Consider the following 17578-nt stretch of genomic DNA (forward strand, 5'->3'; position numbering starts at 1 on the left):
ATGTTAGCACCAATGACCTTTCTTTTTCTGGGTTGAAAGCAGCGTTAGAAAAAGGGCTTTCTATCATGGGGTTGCAACTCCCCGCACCCAACTCTTTTATCCCAGAAATCAACCTCGAACTGTTGAGAGACTACGCCACTAAAAGAGGTAAAGATGGATGGCTACCTCTGTGTAGTTCAATTCGAGAAATGGGAGAACTATTGCTTGAAAGTACCGACCAACTCAAGCAAAAGGCAAACCACATACAATCGCGCCGAAGCACATATTTCCGCGATTGGCAAGAAGTGTTAGTTGCAGCCAGCGATGGTACTTTTGCTCGCGATATTCGTTTAACACAATCGGTAGGTCTCAGCCTTCTGTGTGCTGATGGAGCCAATCGTGCTTCCATGGCAGAACGTGGTGGTAACACCAGCGACCCCAATTTCCTGAGAACTTGGGAATACAAAGAAGCAGCAGAACACATTGCAGAATCAGCAGGAAAAATGCTCTACGCTGATTATGTAGAATCAGGAACTTACCCCATTGTGATGGCAAATCACTTTGGTGGAGTTATTTTCCACGAAGCATGCGGACACCTCCTCGAAACAACTCAAATCGAACGCAACACCACTCCTTTTGCCGATAAGAAAGGTGAAAAAATTGCCCATGAAAGCCTAACTGCTTGGGATGAAGGACGCACTGATAACGCCTTTGGTACCATTGACATGGATGACGAAGGTATGCCAGCACAAAGAACTTTGTTGATTGAAAAAGGAGTTTTGAAGAACTTCTTAGCTGACAGGGCTGGTTCTTGGCGCACCGGACATCCTAGAACAGGAAGCGGTCGTCGTCAAAATTTCACCTTTGCTGCAGCTAGCCGGATGCGGAATACATATATTGCAACAGGCGATTACAGCCTTGATGATATCTTTGCCTCCATTGACAAAGGAATTTACTGTAAAAAGATGGGTGGTGGTAGCGTTGGTGCTACAGGTCAATTTAACTTTGGTGTAGACGAAGCATATTTGATTGAAAACGGCAAAATTACCAAGCCCCTGAAGGGAGCAATTTTGATTGGTGAAGCCAAGGAAATTATGAACAAAATTTCCATGTGTTCCCAAGACTTATCCCTTGCACCTGGTTTTTGTGGTTCTGTCAGTGGCAGTATTTACACTACCGTCGGACAGCCTCACATTAAAGTTGATTCCATCACCGTAGGTGGAAGGTAATTACAGTGACCAGTGACCAGTGACCAGTGACCAGTGACCAGTGACTAGTGACCAGTGACCAGTGACCAGTGACTAGTGACCAGTAACTCGTTCCCAGGCTCCGCCTGGGAATGCCCTCCTAGTGGCTCTGGCACTTATGATAGGAGGCAGAGCCTCCAGTAATACACTCCTAGGCTCAGCCTAGGAGCGAGAAAAACTAACAACTAACTAAACCATGCCTAATATTACTGAGATTGCAACCTATGCCAAGGAAAATGCAGAAAAGCTTGGCATCAAAAAATTTGATATTTATGGTTCTAGTGCAGACCAAACCAGCGTACAAGTAGATCGAGGTGAGCCAAAGCAAGTGAAAGCCTCCAATCTTTCGGGTGTCACTGTGCGCGTCTGGAATGAAGACAATACAATGGGTGTTACTACAACAACAGACGTAGATCCCAAAGGGCTTGAGTTAGCTTTGAAAACTGCATATGAAGCAAGTTTCTTTGGTGTAAAAGAAAATGTGCCGGATTTTAGCCCAGAAGCGACTGTTGCCATAAATAATTCCTCTAAAGAAAAAGCGCCTCAAGTCCCTGTTGCTCAACTGATTGACAGTTTATTATTAGCTGAGGCAGAACTACTGAATGCTCATCCAGCGATTGAAGGAGTGCCTTATAATAATTTGGCGCAACGAGATATCGATCGCTTTTATCTTAACAGCGATGGTGCTATGAGAACTGAATCTCATTCCGTAGCATCAGTTTATCTTTATAGCAAAACAGAAGAAGATGGGAAAAAACCCCGGAGTGCTGGTGCTTTTAGAATTAGCAGGGGTTTGGATGATTTAGACATTAACGGTTGTATTAAGGAAACAGCAGAGAAAACTATTAGCCACTTGAATTATGAAAAAATCAAGTCGGGTAAATATCGAGTTGTTTTCTCACCAGATGCTTTCTTGAGTTTACTGGGTGCTTTTTCTAACATATTCAATGCTCAGAGTATTTTGGACAAGCAAAGCTTATCGACGCCTGATGATTTAGGTAAGCAAATTGCTTCTCCTCTGCTTTCAGTTGCTGATGATACTTTACATCCTGCTAACGTTGGTGCAGAAGCTTTCGATGGTGAAGGAACTCCTACTCGCCGAATTTCACTCATTGAAAATGGCGTTTTAAGCAACTTTCTCCACAGTGCAGGGACTGCAAAAAGAATGAACGCAACCCCAACGGGTCATGCCAATATTGGTGCAAAAGTCACTGTCAGCCCCAATTTCTATCATGTCTTTGCAACTTCTGCGACTCCCGAACAGGAATTGAACTTGGAAACTGCTGAGAATGTCATATTGATTGATAATTTACAAGCCCTTCACGCTGGGGTGAAAGCTTTACAAGGTTCTTTCTCTCTACCGTTTGATGGTTGGCTCGTAAACAAAGGTGAGAAGGTTAGTATTGAGTCTGCTACTGTTGCGGGGGATTTTCTAGAAGTTCTCAAGTCTATTATTTTTGTAGAACAAGAGGCGGAATTAACTCCTGGTGGGGTTTGTCCCAGAGTTTGGGTTGATGAACTCTCTATCACTGGCGAGTAGCTAGGTCTTATTTTGGGCGATTGAAATCGCGTCTATACAAGCGAAACCCACAACGCTATCTTACCGATCGCGGTAACACTGTAAGCGATTGAAATCGCGTCTATACAAGCGAAACCCACCTACGTGGGTTTCAAAATCTTCGTTCCGGCGCGGATGGGTAGATGTAGAAAAACTAAGTCTCAAAAAAAGTAGTCCAAAGCTTTGATATATATGGGTTTGAATCCATTTCAAAACAAAAACCATCCGCGCTCCTTACCAGACAAGCTTTTCAGCCATTTTCTCTTGTCATCACCATTCGCGATCGTGCTACGATTAGACCATCCGCGCTACCGCACCTCGAAAACTACATATAGTAAGCTTTTCAAGTTCAAGCCGTTGCAACTTATACCACTCCCTATTAGGGATTGAAACAGCTAATGCCAATGGCGTTCATTATTAAAGCTAGGTTGCAACTTATACCACTCCCTATTAGGGATTGAAACTTGTATTAATTATCTGCCAAATCTTGATCTTGATTGTTGCAACTTATACCACTCCCTATTAGGGATTGAAACAGGTTGTACTGTCCCTGGATGCTCACAACATCACGTTGCAACTTATACCACTCCCTATTAGGGATTGAAACTAATTATCCAAATTTTCAAATCGATCCTGAAAAAATGTTGCAACTTATACCACTCCCTATTAGGGATTGAAACGATTTCTGTATCGTGATATGGCGTCTAGAAGTAATAACGTTGCAACTTATACCACTCCCTATTAGGGATTGAAACCCAAAAAAAATGACTGCTCGTAGCAGTCGATGAGGTCAATGGTTGCAACTTATACCACTCCCTATTAGGGATTGAAACAGTTAAATCGGCGATCGCTACAACTTTTCCTAGTGGCAGGTTGCAACTTATACCACTCCCTATTAGGGATTGAAACGTTAAATTCGTAGAGGAAGCTTTGCAAATCCCTCTGAAAGTTGCAACTTATACCACTCCCTATTAGGGATTGAAACATTGCATTTTGGAGGAGTACAAGTTGAAAAAAGGGGTTGCAACTTATACCACTCCCTATTAGGGATTGAAACTGAGTGGGGAACGAATAGCCAGAGATATCAACGCTCGTTGCAACTTATACCACTCCCTATTAGGGATTGAAACTGCGTAATTCCACTTACTACAATATTTTCGGGAGCAAAGTTGCAACTTATACCACTCCCTATTAGGGATTGAAACGCTTCTAGTTTGGAGCGCAACATTAAAGCGCTTGTTGCAACTTATACCACTCCCTATTAGGGATTGAAACTCGTACTCATCAAATCTTGCAAGCAAGGCAGACGAAACGTTGCAACTTATACCACTCCCTATTAGGGATTGAAACACCATTATTTACATTACTATCCCAGATTGGAGGATTCCGTTGCAACTTATACCACTCCCTATTAGGGATTGAAACTTCACAAATTAGCTTTTAACCTACTCACCCCTGGCATCTGTTGGGGGTTTCGTTGCAACTTATACCACTCCCTATTAGGGATTGAAACTGCATTACTCCAAGCAACACCATAACACTTACCTTGTTGCAACTTATACCACTCCCTATTAGGGATTGAAACTACCCTTTGGCTTTTTATTAATAAAATAATTGGTAAAAGTTGCAACTTATACCACTCCCTATTAGGGATTGAAACAATACCCTTTTCCTCAGCTATCCGGGAGGTAAGGTTGCAACTTATACCACTCCCTATTAGGGATTGAAACAATTCTTTTCCTCAAGCAGCAGTAAGAATAGGAACGCAAGTTGCAACTTATACCACTCCCTATTAGGGATTGAAACTTTATAAATATATTGCTTAATTTTTGAAGATTGTTGCAACTTATACCACTCCCTATTAGGGATTGAAACGTTAGTAATAATAGTCTATTGATGTGCTTTTCCGCGTTGCAACTTATACCACTCCCTATTAGGGATTGAAACAAAAACAGTGATTAATGTGCGGGTAAGTGAAGGGACGCCAGGTTGCAACTTATACCACTCCCTATTAGGGATTGAAACTAGTTGTACACGGTACCATCCTCATCCCGTTGCTGGAGTTGCAACTTATACCACTCCCTATTAGGGATTGAAACTGTAAGGCATGAACCGAGTAATAACTTCATCGTTGCAACTTATACCACTCCCTATTAGGGATTGAAACCGGGAGCAGAAAATACATAAGCTTTGTGACCTCGTGGTTGCAACTTATACCACTCCCTATTAGGGATTGAAACATCTGCTCCAGTATCCGTCGCATCAGTGCTAGCAGAAATTGTTGCAACTTATACCACTCCCTATTAGGGATTGAAACCAGATGCCCTTTACTCCTAAGCAATGGGAATGTAGGTTGCAACTTATACCACTCCCTATTAGGGATTGAAACACAGCAGATCTTATCCCATTGAGAAAAGCATCAAGTTGCAACTTATACCACTCCCTATTAGGGATTGAAACATTGGAGGCAGGTTGCGCTTGCACTCTTGTCGAGTTGCACCGTTGCAACTTATACCACTCCCTATTAGGGATTGAAACGGAGCGGTACAGCCAACTGCATTTTATTTGTCGCTCTAGTTGCAACTTATACCACTCCCTATTAGGGATTGAAACTTAGCGATCGACCAAGGCAAATTTGATAGTTGGTTCGCTGTTGCAACTTATACCACTCCCTATTAGGGATTGAAACGTCTTCCCTTCCGCCCTCAGCATAGCTGCCCTCTGCCTGTTGCAACTTATACCACTCCCTATTAGGGATTGAAACGTTCCACTTCACATCATTACTAGATGCTTTCATATTGTTGCAACTTATACCACTCCCTATTAGGGATTGAAACCCCTTTGCACGGAAAAGCACGGACGCGATGTGGGGTGTTGCAACTTATACCACTCCCTATTAGGGATTGAAACAAGGCTTCAAAATTAGAACACAGAACCAATGTTCGTTGCAACTTATACCACTCCCTATTAGGGATTGAAACCTAAATTTCTCCGAGTTTCGCTCTCTATTTGGTTGCAAATCATACTAATTTTTATTAGGAATTGAAACGACTTGCTATTCGTGATTTGGATAGTAAAGTAGTTGCGATTTATACCTATAAGCATTAGGAATTGAAACTCATCAGTCCCCACCAACTATATTTAATTGTTAATTCTAGAGATACATCATGAAACTAAGTACCGCTACTCCACATTCAGCCACCAACTATATTTAATTGTTGATTCTAGAGAGACAACAAACACTGTCAGTAGACCGAAAAATGAGTGCGATCGCTTGTGCAGTACCTAAGCCATTGCTACTCTAGAAAGTGCAAACTGCAACATAAAAAAACACATGAACCGAGTTTCACTGGGACGCAACTTGATTGTTGTCACAGCTATCCTCACCATAGTTGTGCCTATCGGTGTAGACGGTTTTCTACTTGCGAAAGCGCATATGGCAAATCCACTGTGGTTACCGCATGCGAAACTGCATTGTGCGATGTCCTTTTTTGCAGCTATCAGCTTGGGACTAAGTGCTTTAGCTGTGCTTTGGACGCGCCCAACAACAGACCTCGCTTCGGCTGCTATTGCTGCCTTTCTCTCAACCACCTTCTGGATGGGGCTAGTTCTTGCAGGTGTATGGCCAGACACGTCGTATGGTTTCTCGAACGATCCTAATCTCATCAACTTTCAACCACCTGTTGTGTTCGGGCTGCTTGTCGATCCAAACGTCGCCCTAGCACTTGTCAGCATCATCCTTGGCTGGGTCGGCTTTGCACTGATAGGTAGTGCAGTAGGTAACGTAGGAGAGTTAAATAAAAAGATTTAACTAAATTCTGGGAAATGCCCTATGGGCTGGGTCTTAAGAATAACATTTTTGTAAGAAAAGACATACAATCGGGGCGATCGGCTGGACTTGCCGATTCCGCGTACACACCCGCATGGCTGAACGCTATTGGATGGGAGAACGCTGTTTGAACTGATATGAAAACTGCCACACCTGCTCCCACAGATAGATTAGCTGCTGCCAGATCGGGTTGTGTCTCAGCTGTACCGAGTGCAAGGGAGAGAATTAGAGGGTAGAAGTTAGCAATGCCCAGCCCTGCAATAAGCAACCCTAAAATATTTAGTGGAGCAAAAGCAGCAAGCCAAAATATTGGGAAACCAACAAATGCGATCGCGATCGCACCTAGTAGAAGCGCCTCACTTTGAATTCTTCGACTCAGCCTACTCCCTAAAACGCGCCCAATGAATCCCGCTAAAACAAAAACACTCATGGCACTTGCAGCATTACTTTTTACCAAGCCAATGGTTGTTTCTAGAAAGTCTGCTCCCCAAAAGAATAAACAATACTCTATTGATACTCCTAAAAACAGCACTATCCAATAAATCCAGAATGACATGGATAGTTTCTGATTTGACACAGTTATTTCAGTATGGAAGCGCTCAAAGATAGAGATAGATACTTGTCGATATAAGAAAGCGATTACAGTGAGTGCAATTGCAGCAAGGAAGAGGGCACTGCGCCACCCCAATCCAATTTGGGCAAAGCCGCCTATCAGAAGGGGAACTAGACCTGCACTAATGCTAGCTGCGACATTCATTTCAGTGAGAGCAACAGTGCGATGCTTATGATAGTGGCCAGAAACAGAGGCTTGAAAGGTGATTTGCAGAAGAGAGCCAAGCAGACCCATGAGGAATGTACTAGTAATGGTTAAGATGGCTTGATGGCTAAGTGCTAATGACACAGCCCCTACTGCCATGCCAAAAGCCCCTCCCCACAAGCCAAAAGTACGACCCCAGTATTGGCTAATCGAGGTATCGATTAAACCTGCCACAATCATTCCAAGTGCAAATGCACTAAAGTGAAGCCCACTAACGGTGTAACTGATTCCTAATTCATCACGTAGAAAAGGCATCAAAGGACCGAGAGCGGCTTGTATGTAAGAGAAAAAAGCTGTCATCAAGTAAGCCAGGTGAAACGATCCCGTGCAAATGAAGTCCTTGAAGACAATATCTTGCTCCTTAAACCAGGAAATCAGAACTTCAAATTATTTTAAAATTTTGAGGTTAGTGGAAGCACCAGTCTAGGGGGTGCTTCGCAAGCATGACTGCGCGGATGGGTAGGTGTAAAAAAATCACTTCCTAGAAAAAGTGCTTCAAACCTTTGATGTGTAAGGATTTAAGTCCCTTGAAAAAGAAAAACCATCCGCGCTCCTTACTAAATAAGCTTTTCAGCCATTTTCTCTTGTCATCACCATCCGCGATCGTGATATGATTAGACCATCCGCGCTACCGCACCTTGAAAATCACATAGAGTAAGCTTTTCAACTCAAAGCTGTTGCTACTTATACTACTCCCTACTAGGGATTGAAACGATAAAAGCAACAATTTCTTTCTTTTTAGCGAGAGGTTGCTACTTATACTACTCCCTACTAGGGATTGAAACAAAGGATTATCGGCGTGCATCATTCCTGAAATGTGGGAAGGTTGCTACTTATACTACTCCCTACTAGGGATTGAAACGGGGTATTCTTGTCTTAGCTCGACAAGAAAAGTGCCGTTGCTACTTATACTACTCCCTACTAGGGATTGAAACGCTTGGGACTTCGATCCCATCTTTGGTCAAAGATGTTGCTACTTATACTACTCCCTACTAGGGATTGAAACTAAATTTTATGCCCCACAGCCGGAATTGGAAATTAGTTGCTACTTATACTACTCCCTACTAGGGATTGAAACAAGCTTTTACGCTAGCAAACACCGAATCTACTACGTTGCTACTTATACTACTCCCTACTAGGGATTGAAACATCCACGACCAGCACGATCGCCGCACCCCCATAAATGTTGCTACTTATACTACTCCCTACTAGGGATTGAAACCGCACCCCCCGGAACTAAATTAACGCTGGCAAATGAGGTTGCTACTTATACTACTCCCTACTAGGGATTGAAACGAATTTCGCGATACTCTTGCTGAAAATCATGGAGAGGTTGCTACTTATACTACTCCCTACTAGGGATTGAAACTATAACTATCTTCCTGTAACTTAAATTGTGTGCTTGTTGCTACTTATACTACTCCCTACTAGGGATTGAAACGAAAATCTTATAATTCATTCCATGGACAACGACAATGTTGCTACTTATACTACTCCCTACTAGGGATTGAAACCTTTTACAAAACTTGGAAGTTCTTGCTCTTTGGCGTTGCTACTTATACTACTCCCTACTAGGGATTGAAACAAAGTTTACCGCGACTTGAATAAAGACTTTATCCGGTTGCTACTTATACTACTCCCTACTAGGGATTGAAACTTAACAGATGGACTGATTACGCTAATGCGGATGGGTTGCTACTTATACTACTCCCTACTAGGGATTGAAACATAGCAAAACTCAAGGGTGACAATATATCGAAAGGTTGCTACTTATACTACTCCCTACTAGGGATTGAAACCTGCGGCTGGGTATTGGGTGCAAAGCTACAAGTTGCTACTTATACTACTCCCTACTAGGGATTGAAACAGAAGTTAAAACCTTTGCAGGTAAAGACTTAAAGCAGTTGCTACTTATACTACTCCCTACTAGGGATTGAAACTTGTTAAACTAGACATAACGTGAATACCTGATTAGGTTGCTACTTATACTACTCCCTACTAGGGATTGAAACCATAACAGCAGGCTTACTTATTCCCAATGCGATCGCGTTGCTACTTATACTACTCCCTACTAGGGATTGAAACAGGTTGTCTAAAAAATTAAGCATTTTGTTGTCTCCTCGTTGCTACTTATACTACTCCCTACTAGGGATTGAAACATTTAATATGGAGCCTAATTAAAATGAAGAAATTGGTTGCTACTTATACTACTCCCTACTAGGGATTGAAACATCGTATTGCTTCCGCCATTTGCGGAAAATCCATTTATGTTGCTACTTATACTACTCCCTACTAGGGATTGAAACGCGCGATCGCACCACCTAGAGAATGCCCGATTACGTTGCTACTTATACTACTCCCTACTAGGGATTGAAACTTTGATTTGTAACAAACCTGTGACCGAATGGGAGGTTGCTACTTATACTACTCCCTACTAGGGATTGAAACTCCAGCGCATAGGCATCTTGTCATATTCTACTATAATGTTGCTACTTATACTACTCCCTACTAGGGATTGAAACCTATCTTCTGATTTCTTACTCTTGAGTGAGCAATGTTGCTACTTATACTACTCCCTACTAGGGATTGAAACGCTGATACTCTTGTGGGGGGTGAAGTTACTCGGCGTTGCTACTTATACTACTCCCTACTAGGGATTGAAACAGGCAGATTTTAAAGCGAGATAGATTTTCTTATAAAGAGTTGCTACTTATACTACTCCCTACTAGGGATTGAAACTTGAATACCAAGATGAAGTATTTCAAACTTCAAGTTGCTACTTATACTACTCCCTACTAGGGATTGAAACTTGAGTATTATTTGAAAGGTACAAATAAGAAGTGGGTTGCTACTTATACTACTCCCTACTAGGGATTGAAACTAATTAATAAACAACCAGTAGGTGAACAAGAAAGTTGCTACTTATACTACTCCCTACTAGGGATTGAAACAGCATCCCCTTTAACAACGGCAGTCCACCTAATAGGTTGCAACTTATACTACTCCCTACTAGGGATTGAAACGGATTGTAAGCTTTAATCCTCCAGTGATAGTAGAAGTTGCAACTTATACTACTCCCTACTAGGGATTGAAACCGCCAACTTGTTGAGCGTCCATGGGCGGGGGTAAAGGGAGTAATTCTATTGGGCTTTGAAACTAAAACTTTATTGTGCCAACGGATTTTTGTTTTGCGCTGCTGAATTTACGGTTTGCTCGATTCTTTTCAATCTTGTCTGCGGGCGTTTAGCACTGTCAATCCAAAAGAGTATATTTTTTTTCGATGTTTTACTAAATGCCTCAAAATACTGGTTAGCACTTTCGTTAACTTCTAATGCTTGCTTCAAGTCTGTCGGAATGATTAAACTTTCGATCGCATCTAATTTGTTCCAAGAACCATCTTGCTTTGCATTTTCAATTTTTTCAAGACCAGCTTGAGTCATTAAATCTTGTTCTATAAGTTCTTCAATATACTGCTTATTTAATTTTGACCATACACTTTTAGGTTTTCTGGGTGTAAAGATTTGCATATAACGTTCTTCATCTAATGACTTAACTTTACTATCAATCCAACCAAAGCATAGGGCTTCTTTTACTGCTTCGCTATATTGAACGCTTGGCTTACCACTTTTGACTTTATAGTAGATAAACCAGACACCAACAGAAGTTTGATGGTTTTTCTCCAACCATTGCCGCCATTCTTTACGATTTTTAGCGTAAAAGGTTTCTAATTGACTATCAAATTTCGGCGGCATAATAAGAACTTCTCGAAGTTTTGGGTAGTTTGTTCATCATCTAAAACTTTTTTACCAGCAACATTCATCACTTTGATAGCAAAACCGCGTACATCTGGGTCGCGATCGCAAATCTAACTTAAAGCACTTCGCAACCGTTGTTCAAAAGAAATTAGGTCTATTTCCAGGTTTTGCAGCACTTTTATTGCGACTCCCCCACCTCCTGCACCTTCACGAAGAATACCTAATAATAAATGTTCTGTTCCAATATAATTAATACCAAGTTTTTGAGATTCTTCTACCGATAGTTCTAAGACTCTCTTGGCTCTGGGCGTGTAGGGAATATCTAAAAGTGTGAAACCTTTGCCTCTACCTATAATTTTTTCCACTTCAATCTGTGCTTTCTCTAAATTTACCCCCACAGACGCGAGCATCTCAGAGGCTATACTACTTCCTTCGCCTATCAAGCCTACTAAAATTTGTTCTGTTCCAATAAACTCATGCCCTAATCGGCGAGACTCACTTTGGGCAAAAAATATAGCATTGATGGCTTTTTGGGTAAATCTTTCATATCCTTGAAGGCGAAATCTGTTAGACATGAATCCAAATAGTTTTTGAAAGATAGTCTCAAAAAATCTTTCAAACATAAATCCTTCCTCTATAGATGTTTTGTTGGTAGCTTGAGCAGAACGATCGCCCAAAATACCCGTGCGATCGCCTCTTGTTTTCCCTGTGGTTAAAAAAGCAAGCACATCCTCCATCGTCTCAGCATTTGCTGAATACCATAGAAATTGCTTATCTTTGCGGCTGTTAACTAACCCCTCGTTTCGTAGCTTTTCCAAATGGTGAGACAGGGTGGATTTCGGGATTTTGAGCTTGTCCTGAATCTCTCCCACCGTCATGCCTTGTGGGTTGACTGCGTAAGCTACAAACAGTAGTCGCATAATTTCAAGTCGTGCTTCTGAGCCCAGTGCAGCAAATATATCTGCATAGCGAGCCGTTTCTTCATTAGTCATATTTCTAGAATAATCGAAATAACTGAGGATGGCAATGCTCGCCAAAAGTAGGTGGTGGGCATTGCCCACCCTACTTAAGCATTTAAATATTGATACAAATTACCCTGTAAGTTGGTAGTATAATGAAATTCTCTTTTTTCACCCAATTAAAATTAACCTTGAAGAAATGAGTGAGGGCAGGCATCTAGTGGTTAGAACTCTCAAACTAGCAGAAATGACATCTCAAGATCTCTCTGCATTGAAGAGACGAGCTGAGTTAAATATCGAACAAGCCCTCTCCATTGCAAAAGAGGTTATCGACCAAATTAAGCAGCGTGGCGATGAAGCCTTAATTGAATACGTAAGAAAATTTGACTATGCAGGGGCAGAACTAGAAAACCTGAAAGTCAGCGAACAAGAGTTTGCAGATGCTCGCGAATCTATCGAACCTGAAATCAAGTCAGCCCTCCATCAGGCATTTGTCAATATAAAAGAAGTCCATGAAAGACAGATGCCTGAAGAAATTCAACTGGCAGAAATTGAGAGTGGAATTTTTGCAGGTGAAAAAGTGACACCGATCGCGAGTGCGGGGCTGTACGTTCCAAGAGGAAAAGGTGCTTTTCCATCAGTGATGCTCATGTTAACAATACCAGCAAAGGTGGCTGGTGTTAGCAAAATAGTTGTGTGTACCCCTCCAGATAAAAATGGGAAGGTGGAACCAGCATCTCTTGTAGCTGCTGAAATGGCAGGAGTCAAAGACGTATACAGGCTAGGTGGAATACAAGCGATCGCAGCTATGGCTTTGGGTACAGGAATAGTTCCCAAAGTTGACAAAATTACAGGTCCGTGTAATGTCTATGGTTCTGCAGCTAAGAGAATTTTATATGGAACAGTAGATGTAGGGCTACCAGCCGGACCGAGTGAGTCCATTATCTTAGCTGACGAACATACCGATCCTCAAATTGCAGCCCTCGATCTGTTAGTTGAAGCAGAACACGGTCCTGAGTCAGCAGCATTACTCGTTACCCATGATGAATCACTTGCTCTCAAGGCTACTCAGTATGTAGCTGAGTATTTAAGTAAACTTCCAGAGTGGAGACGCGAGTTTTGTGAGAAAGGGCTTTCTTCTTACGGTGGTATTTTACTCACGCGGAGCCTAGAAGAATCACTTGATTTTGTCAACGAGTATGCTCCAGAACATTTGGAGGTTTTAGTCAAGGAACCTTTCAGCGTACTAGGTAAGATCAAGAACGCCGGAGAAATCTTACTCGGTCCCTACACGCCAATACCTGTCAGTAACTATTGCTTGGGAGTCAACGCAATTCTGCCAACAGGGGGCTTTGCGCGATCGTATTCGGCTGTGTCAGTCTTCGACTTCCTCAAGCGGGCGGGAATTGGCTACCTGACTCCAGAAGGTTTTGCAAAACTGAAACACACAACTCAAACACTCGCAACCTACGAAGGTTTTGCAGCCCATGCTATGGCAATTCAGGAAAGGGAAGGTTTATTGGATTAGGTTGCGATTGGGGATTGGGGATTGGGAAGAAGAATTCATCGACTCGTTCCTAGGCTCCCCACTCGTTCCCAGGCTTCCCACTCGTTCCCAGGCTTCCCACTCGTTCCCAGGCTGAGCCTGGGAATGCAGATCGAGAGGCTCCGCCTCGCGGGTTACTGGTTCCGTTGTCCACTCGTTCCATTCGTTCCGGTGGTTCTACCTAGGAATGCATTCTTCGGGGCTGCCGCCTCGCGTGGTAGCATCAAGACGGGAGGCGGAGCCTCCGTTAAGGCATTCCTAGGCTGAGCCTGGGAACGAGGGTGAGGCGAAGTAGAGTTTCAAGGAGGAAAATTTGTCAGACAAAGATTTGCAGTATATTCAATCTCTCCAATTTTCTGATGTTAAGGCTGCAAACGCATTAATGCAAGACTTTCTGAATGCGATTCTGCCTTTTAAAATAAATGAAGTCACAATTCGACCGTTAGCTGTCTCTCTTAATTCTCTCAATGGATTTTTGCTGGCAGATGATGGACGAAAGCTATTTTTTAAAACTCATGTAGAACCAAAAAGTATTATTAACGAGTACTATAACTCGACTATATTAGCAGAAGCAGGTTATCCAGTTATTCAACCGATATTTAGTTCCAATGAATGGGGTAAGCAACTGCTTATTTACGAATATGTTGAATATCCATCACTATTTGATACAATTCGGAAGTTGGAACTGGATAACCAACAAAATACAGATTTTATTGTTTCTCTGCAACAAAAATCTGATGACGAGATCTGGAAGATTTATTTAGAAACACTCCAGCCTTTAACAGCAGAGCAACATGAAAAAGCACCAATTCACCAATTGTTTTCTCACAGACTGACTGGCGGACGCTTTACAAGTTTCTACGAAAATACAGATATTGTTTTGCCCGGACATACCATTCATTTTTCTTCGTTGGCAAAAATGAACTGGATTATTAATGGAGTTGAATTTAAAGAGAATATTGCTAGTCTTGTAGAACAAGCTATTGAGGTATTAGACCCCTCTCAATCTGAAACTCCATCTATCGTTGGGCATGGAGATGCTCATAATGGAAACGTATTTGTCGATCGCGAAAATTCTTCTCTAGTTTATTTCGATCCAGCTTTTGCCGGTCGTCATTCGCCATTTTTAGATTTGGCAAAACCGTTGTTTCATAATGTTTTTGCTATTTGGATGTATTTTCCTCATGAAATTGCCAAAACACTTTCTATTTCTTGGGAAATTCAAGAAAATACGATTATTGTAAAACATAACTTTGCCCCTTCAGAAGTTAGGCTAGCTTTATTGCAATCAAAAATTCAGCGTGTTCTGACTCCTTTAGTAAAAGAACTAAAATCTAGAGAATGGCTGAATCCGTATTGGAAAAAGTATTTAAAGTTAGCTTTATTTTGTTGTCCTTTTCTAACAATGAATCTGAGCGATACTCAAAAGTTTCCTCCTGAAATTACCCTTTTAGGGCTAGCTATGACGGTTGAAATGGGAAGCGATATTCAGGGAGAAACGAAAAGCTCGATTGATTCTGAATTAGATGAGAGCGAATAATTAGATGGTGGGCAATGCCCACCCTACTACTGAGTAACTTCAACCTTCATTCTTGTTATATGTATCAGCAACTCACAACTCTCATCTTTGATTTGGATGGGGTTATCACGAGCGAAAAAAAATATTGGAATACGGCTCGTCTAACTGTCTGGGATTTGATAACTAGTGACAGTTACCTTGGGTTAAAAAATTACTTTGATGAGGGTGAGGATTTTTTAAGCAAATTGACGTTAGTTGGTGAAAAGGTGATATCCAGTCAGTTTGTTTATGAATTAAAAAGACGGGCTGTTAACTCGAACTGGGATTTAACATTTTTTGTCATGTCTCTGCATTTACTGGGAATTCTTAACGGTGTGAAGGCAAATTATCCAGAGGCTTGGTCTAGTATTTTCAAAAATCCTCTCCCTATCAAAGAGGAATTGGCAAGATTGAGAAGTCTACTACAAAAAAATAAATATAACTCAACAATTAATGATGCTCCAATCGCGAGATTCTGGGAGGAAACACAACTTCTAACAGGAACAGATGTTGTTGAGTATGTTAGTTTGTTCTCAGAAAAAATGTTGGGAGCAAAGTTAAGTTACCTTCAACCAAAAGCAGATTTGTGGCAGCTTTGCTATCATAACTTCCAAGAATGGTATGAAACAAAGGGTAATGGAGTTCTTCCTGATGAGGATACAATCTTGGACTTAGAAAGTATTAGATTAGTATTGCAAGATTTACGCGATCGCTATAACTATACTTTAGGAATTGCAACGGGAAGACCGAGAAATGAAGTGCTTCAGCCCTTATCTCAGCTAGGGCTACTCGAATACTTTGACCAAAAACGTATTGTTACATATGATGAGGTTTTAGCCGGCGAGGCAATTCTGTCTCGTTCTGGTAACAGTCAAAAACTCGGAAAACCCCACCCTTTTGTCGTACTTAAAGCACTTTATCCCGATGAAAACGTTGGAGTTTTCTGTTCCCAAGAATTTCAATCTTTAGAGCGTAAGTATGCAGCTTATATTGGGGATGCAACAAGTGATGTTGTTGCTGCTAAACAGGCAGGATGTCTATCTATAGGGGTATTGACAGGTGTATTTGGAGATAAGATGGCAGATAAGCAACAAACTATGCTCAAAGATGTAGGCTGTGATGTTATCTTAAACAGTGTACTAGAGTTACCAATGTTACTAGGGAATAACCCTTAAATATTATTAGCAATATGGATTATTTAATTAACGAACATATTAAAGGTATAGGACAGAAAGAACCTAGACTTGCTAAAGGGAATGATGCTATTCGTCTGGATAAAGGTGAGCTACCATACCCGCCCTCACCTTATGTTATCGAAGCGATCGCAGATGCACTAAAGACAATCAATCGATATCCAGAGATACTAGGAGGAACGCTCAGAGAAGCATTAGCCAAGTACACTGGTGCAAAGGAACAACAGATTTTTATCGGTAATGGCTCGGACGATTTGATCGAACTGATTGCTAAAGTCTTTGTCAAGCCGGGAGAAGAAGTTATTATCCCAGTTCCAACCTTTTTTGTGTATTTTCTCAGCACTCAAGTTGTTAATGGAAATCCCATTGTAGTTCATAGAACTACAGACTTTGGGCTTGATGTTGAAGCAATAGTGCAGAAAGTCACTCCCAAAACGATGGTTTTGTTTATTGCTAACCCCAACAACCCCACAGCTAATCTGATTCCACGAGAGACGATCCAGGAAATTCTGGAGCGTGTAAAGTGTATGGTGGTTGTCGATGAGTGTTACTATGAAATTTGTCACGAAACAGTGGCAGATTTTGTCGATCGCTATCCAAATCTTATTATTTTACGTAGCTTGTCAAAAAGCTTTGGATTGGCGGGACTTAGAGTGGGTTACGGAATTGCCAATGAGACAGTGGTAGATTATCTCTACCGAGCAGCGCAAATGTTTTCCGTGAATAGGCTAGCTATAGTGGGTGCGATCGCCGCACTAGAGGACATGGAGTATGTCCATTCTAATATTAAGCAAATTTGCCAAGATAGGGAATACTTAGCCAAAGAACTGGAAAACCTTGGGTTCTTTGTTTGTCCTTCTGCAACCAACTTTCTTTTAGTTCATACAAAACCACTTGGAATTCCCTCAAGAGATTTGGTTAAAGCACTCCAAACCAGAAATATTTTTGTACAAGATTTTGGTTTAAAACCAGGATTAGATACTTACTACTTTAGAACATCTGTTGGTACTCCCGATGAAAATCAGACATTACTCATACAGATAAAGGAAGTCGTCAACCTTTTGCAAAAAGGTCTTTAATTGTTTAAAGTGCCGATTTACTCTTGTGTGAAGATTTTTGCTAGATTGCTATTCATCA

The 17578-nt window shown here is 41.5% G+C and carries 9 protein-coding genes, 2 pseudogenes and 2 CRISPR repeat arrays; of the genes and pseudogenes, 7 read left to right on the forward strand and 4 right to left on the reverse strand.

Features of this window, described 5'->3' with window-relative positions; genetic code table 11:
- The 3 genes from ACKTT2_RS30160 to ACKTT2_RS30170 all read left to right on the forward strand — a co-directional run.
- Positions 1–1208: TldD/PmbA family protein (locus tag ACKTT2_RS30160; protein ID WP_407893644.1), on the forward strand; the 1208-nt coding region annotated here is incomplete at its 5' end.
- 214 nt (positions 1209–1422) lie between these two features.
- Positions 1423–2766 carry a TldD/PmbA family protein gene (locus ACKTT2_RS30165; RefSeq protein ID WP_407893646.1) on the forward strand — a complete coding sequence of 448 codons (1344 nt, stop codon included), beginning with the start codon at positions 1423–1425 and terminating at the stop codon, positions 2764–2766.
- A 374-nt stretch (positions 2767–3140) separates the two neighbouring features.
- Positions 3141–5765: direct repeats of the CRISPR family, unit length 37 nt; unit sequence GTTGCAACTTATACCACTCCCTATTAGGGATTGAAAC.
- A gap of 353 nt (positions 5766–6118) precedes the next feature.
- Positions 6119–6595: a hypothetical protein gene (locus ACKTT2_RS30170; RefSeq protein WP_407893648.1), complete on the forward strand. Its 477-nt coding sequence runs from the start codon at positions 6119–6121 to the stop codon at positions 6593–6595.
- 19 nt (positions 6596–6614) lie between these two features.
- Here ACKTT2_RS30170 and ACKTT2_RS30175 read toward each other — a convergent pair whose 3' ends face one another.
- From ACKTT2_RS30175 to ACKTT2_RS30190, 4 genes and pseudogenes are all read right to left on the reverse strand, one after another.
- Entirely contained in the window at positions 6615–7730 is a 1116-nt protein-coding gene (locus ACKTT2_RS30175; RefSeq protein ID WP_407893650.1) for an MFS transporter, read from the reverse strand.
- A 376-nt stretch (positions 7731–8106) separates the two neighbouring features.
- A CRISPR array of direct repeats spans positions 8107–10525; the repeat unit is 37 nt; unit sequence GTTGCTACTTATACTACTCCCTACTAGGGATTGAAAC.
- A gap of 69 nt (positions 10526–10594) precedes the next feature.
- Positions 10595–11182 (reverse strand): YdeI/OmpD-associated family protein, encoded by a 588-nt coding sequence (locus ACKTT2_RS30180; protein WP_407893652.1) that lies wholly within the window; start codon positions 11180–11182, stop codon positions 10595–10597.
- 152 nt (positions 11183–11334) lie between these two features.
- Positions 11335–11760: pseudogene (locus tag ACKTT2_RS30185) on the reverse strand (Clp protease N-terminal domain-containing protein); the annotation flags it as partial.
- A gap of 162 nt (positions 11761–11922) precedes the next feature.
- Positions 11923–12177, reverse strand: a pseudogene (locus ACKTT2_RS30190) (ArsR/SmtB family transcription factor); the annotation flags it as partial.
- Between the two features lie 166 nt (positions 12178–12343).
- On the opposite strand from ACKTT2_RS30190, the gene hisD reads away from it, so the two are divergent.
- From hisD to hisC, 4 genes are all read left to right on the forward strand, one after another.
- Entirely contained in the window at positions 12344–13672 is a 1329-nt protein-coding gene (gene hisD / locus ACKTT2_RS30195; RefSeq protein ID WP_407893654.1) for a histidinol dehydrogenase, read from the forward strand.
- A 331-nt stretch (positions 13673–14003) separates the two neighbouring features.
- Positions 14004–15230 (forward strand): phosphotransferase, encoded by a 1227-nt coding sequence (locus ACKTT2_RS30200; protein WP_407893656.1) that lies wholly within the window; start codon positions 14004–14006, stop codon positions 15228–15230.
- 14 nt (positions 15231–15244) lie between these two features.
- Positions 15245–16423 carry an HAD family hydrolase gene (locus ACKTT2_RS30205; protein ID WP_407893658.1) on the forward strand — a complete coding sequence of 393 codons (1179 nt, stop codon included), beginning with the start codon at positions 15245–15247 and terminating at the stop codon, positions 16421–16423.
- 14 nt (positions 16424–16437) lie between these two features.
- Positions 16438–17520, forward strand: coding sequence for a histidinol-phosphate transaminase (gene hisC, locus ACKTT2_RS30210; RefSeq protein ID WP_407893660.1), 1083 nt, complete (start codon positions 16438–16440; stop codon positions 17518–17520).
- The last annotated feature ends 58 nt before the right edge of the window (positions 17521–17578 follow it).

The sequence above is a fragment of the Scytonema hankhaensis NUACC26 genome, assembly GCF_045865695.1.
Classification (GTDB): Bacteria; Cyanobacteriota; Cyanobacteriia; order Cyanobacteriales; family Nostocaceae; genus Scytonema.

Coding starts and splice junctions, on each gene's coding strand:
- ACKTT2_RS30165 (WP_407893646.1), top strand. CDS start 1,423: ATGCCTAATATTACTGAGATTGCAACCTATGCCAAGGAAAATGCAGAA.
- hisD (WP_407893654.1), top strand. CDS start 12,344: ATGAGTGAGGGCAGGCATCTAGTGGTTAGAACTCTCAAACTAGCAGAA.
- ACKTT2_RS30205 (WP_407893658.1), top strand. CDS start 15,245: ATGCCCACCCTACTACTGAGTAACTTCAACCTTCATTCTTGTTATATG.
- hisC (WP_407893660.1), top strand. CDS start 16,438: ATGGATTATTTAATTAACGAACATATTAAAGGTATAGGACAGAAAGAA.
- ACKTT2_RS30170 (WP_407893648.1), top strand. CDS start 6,119: ATGAACCGAGTTTCACTGGGACGCAACTTGATTGTTGTCACAGCTATC.
- ACKTT2_RS30175 (WP_407893650.1), bottom strand. CDS start 7,730: ATGACAGCTTTTTTCTCTTACATACAAGCCGCTCTCGGTCCTTTGATG.
- ACKTT2_RS30180 (WP_407893652.1), bottom strand. CDS start 11,182: ATGCCGCCGAAATTTGATAGTCAATTAGAAACCTTTTACGCTAAAAAT.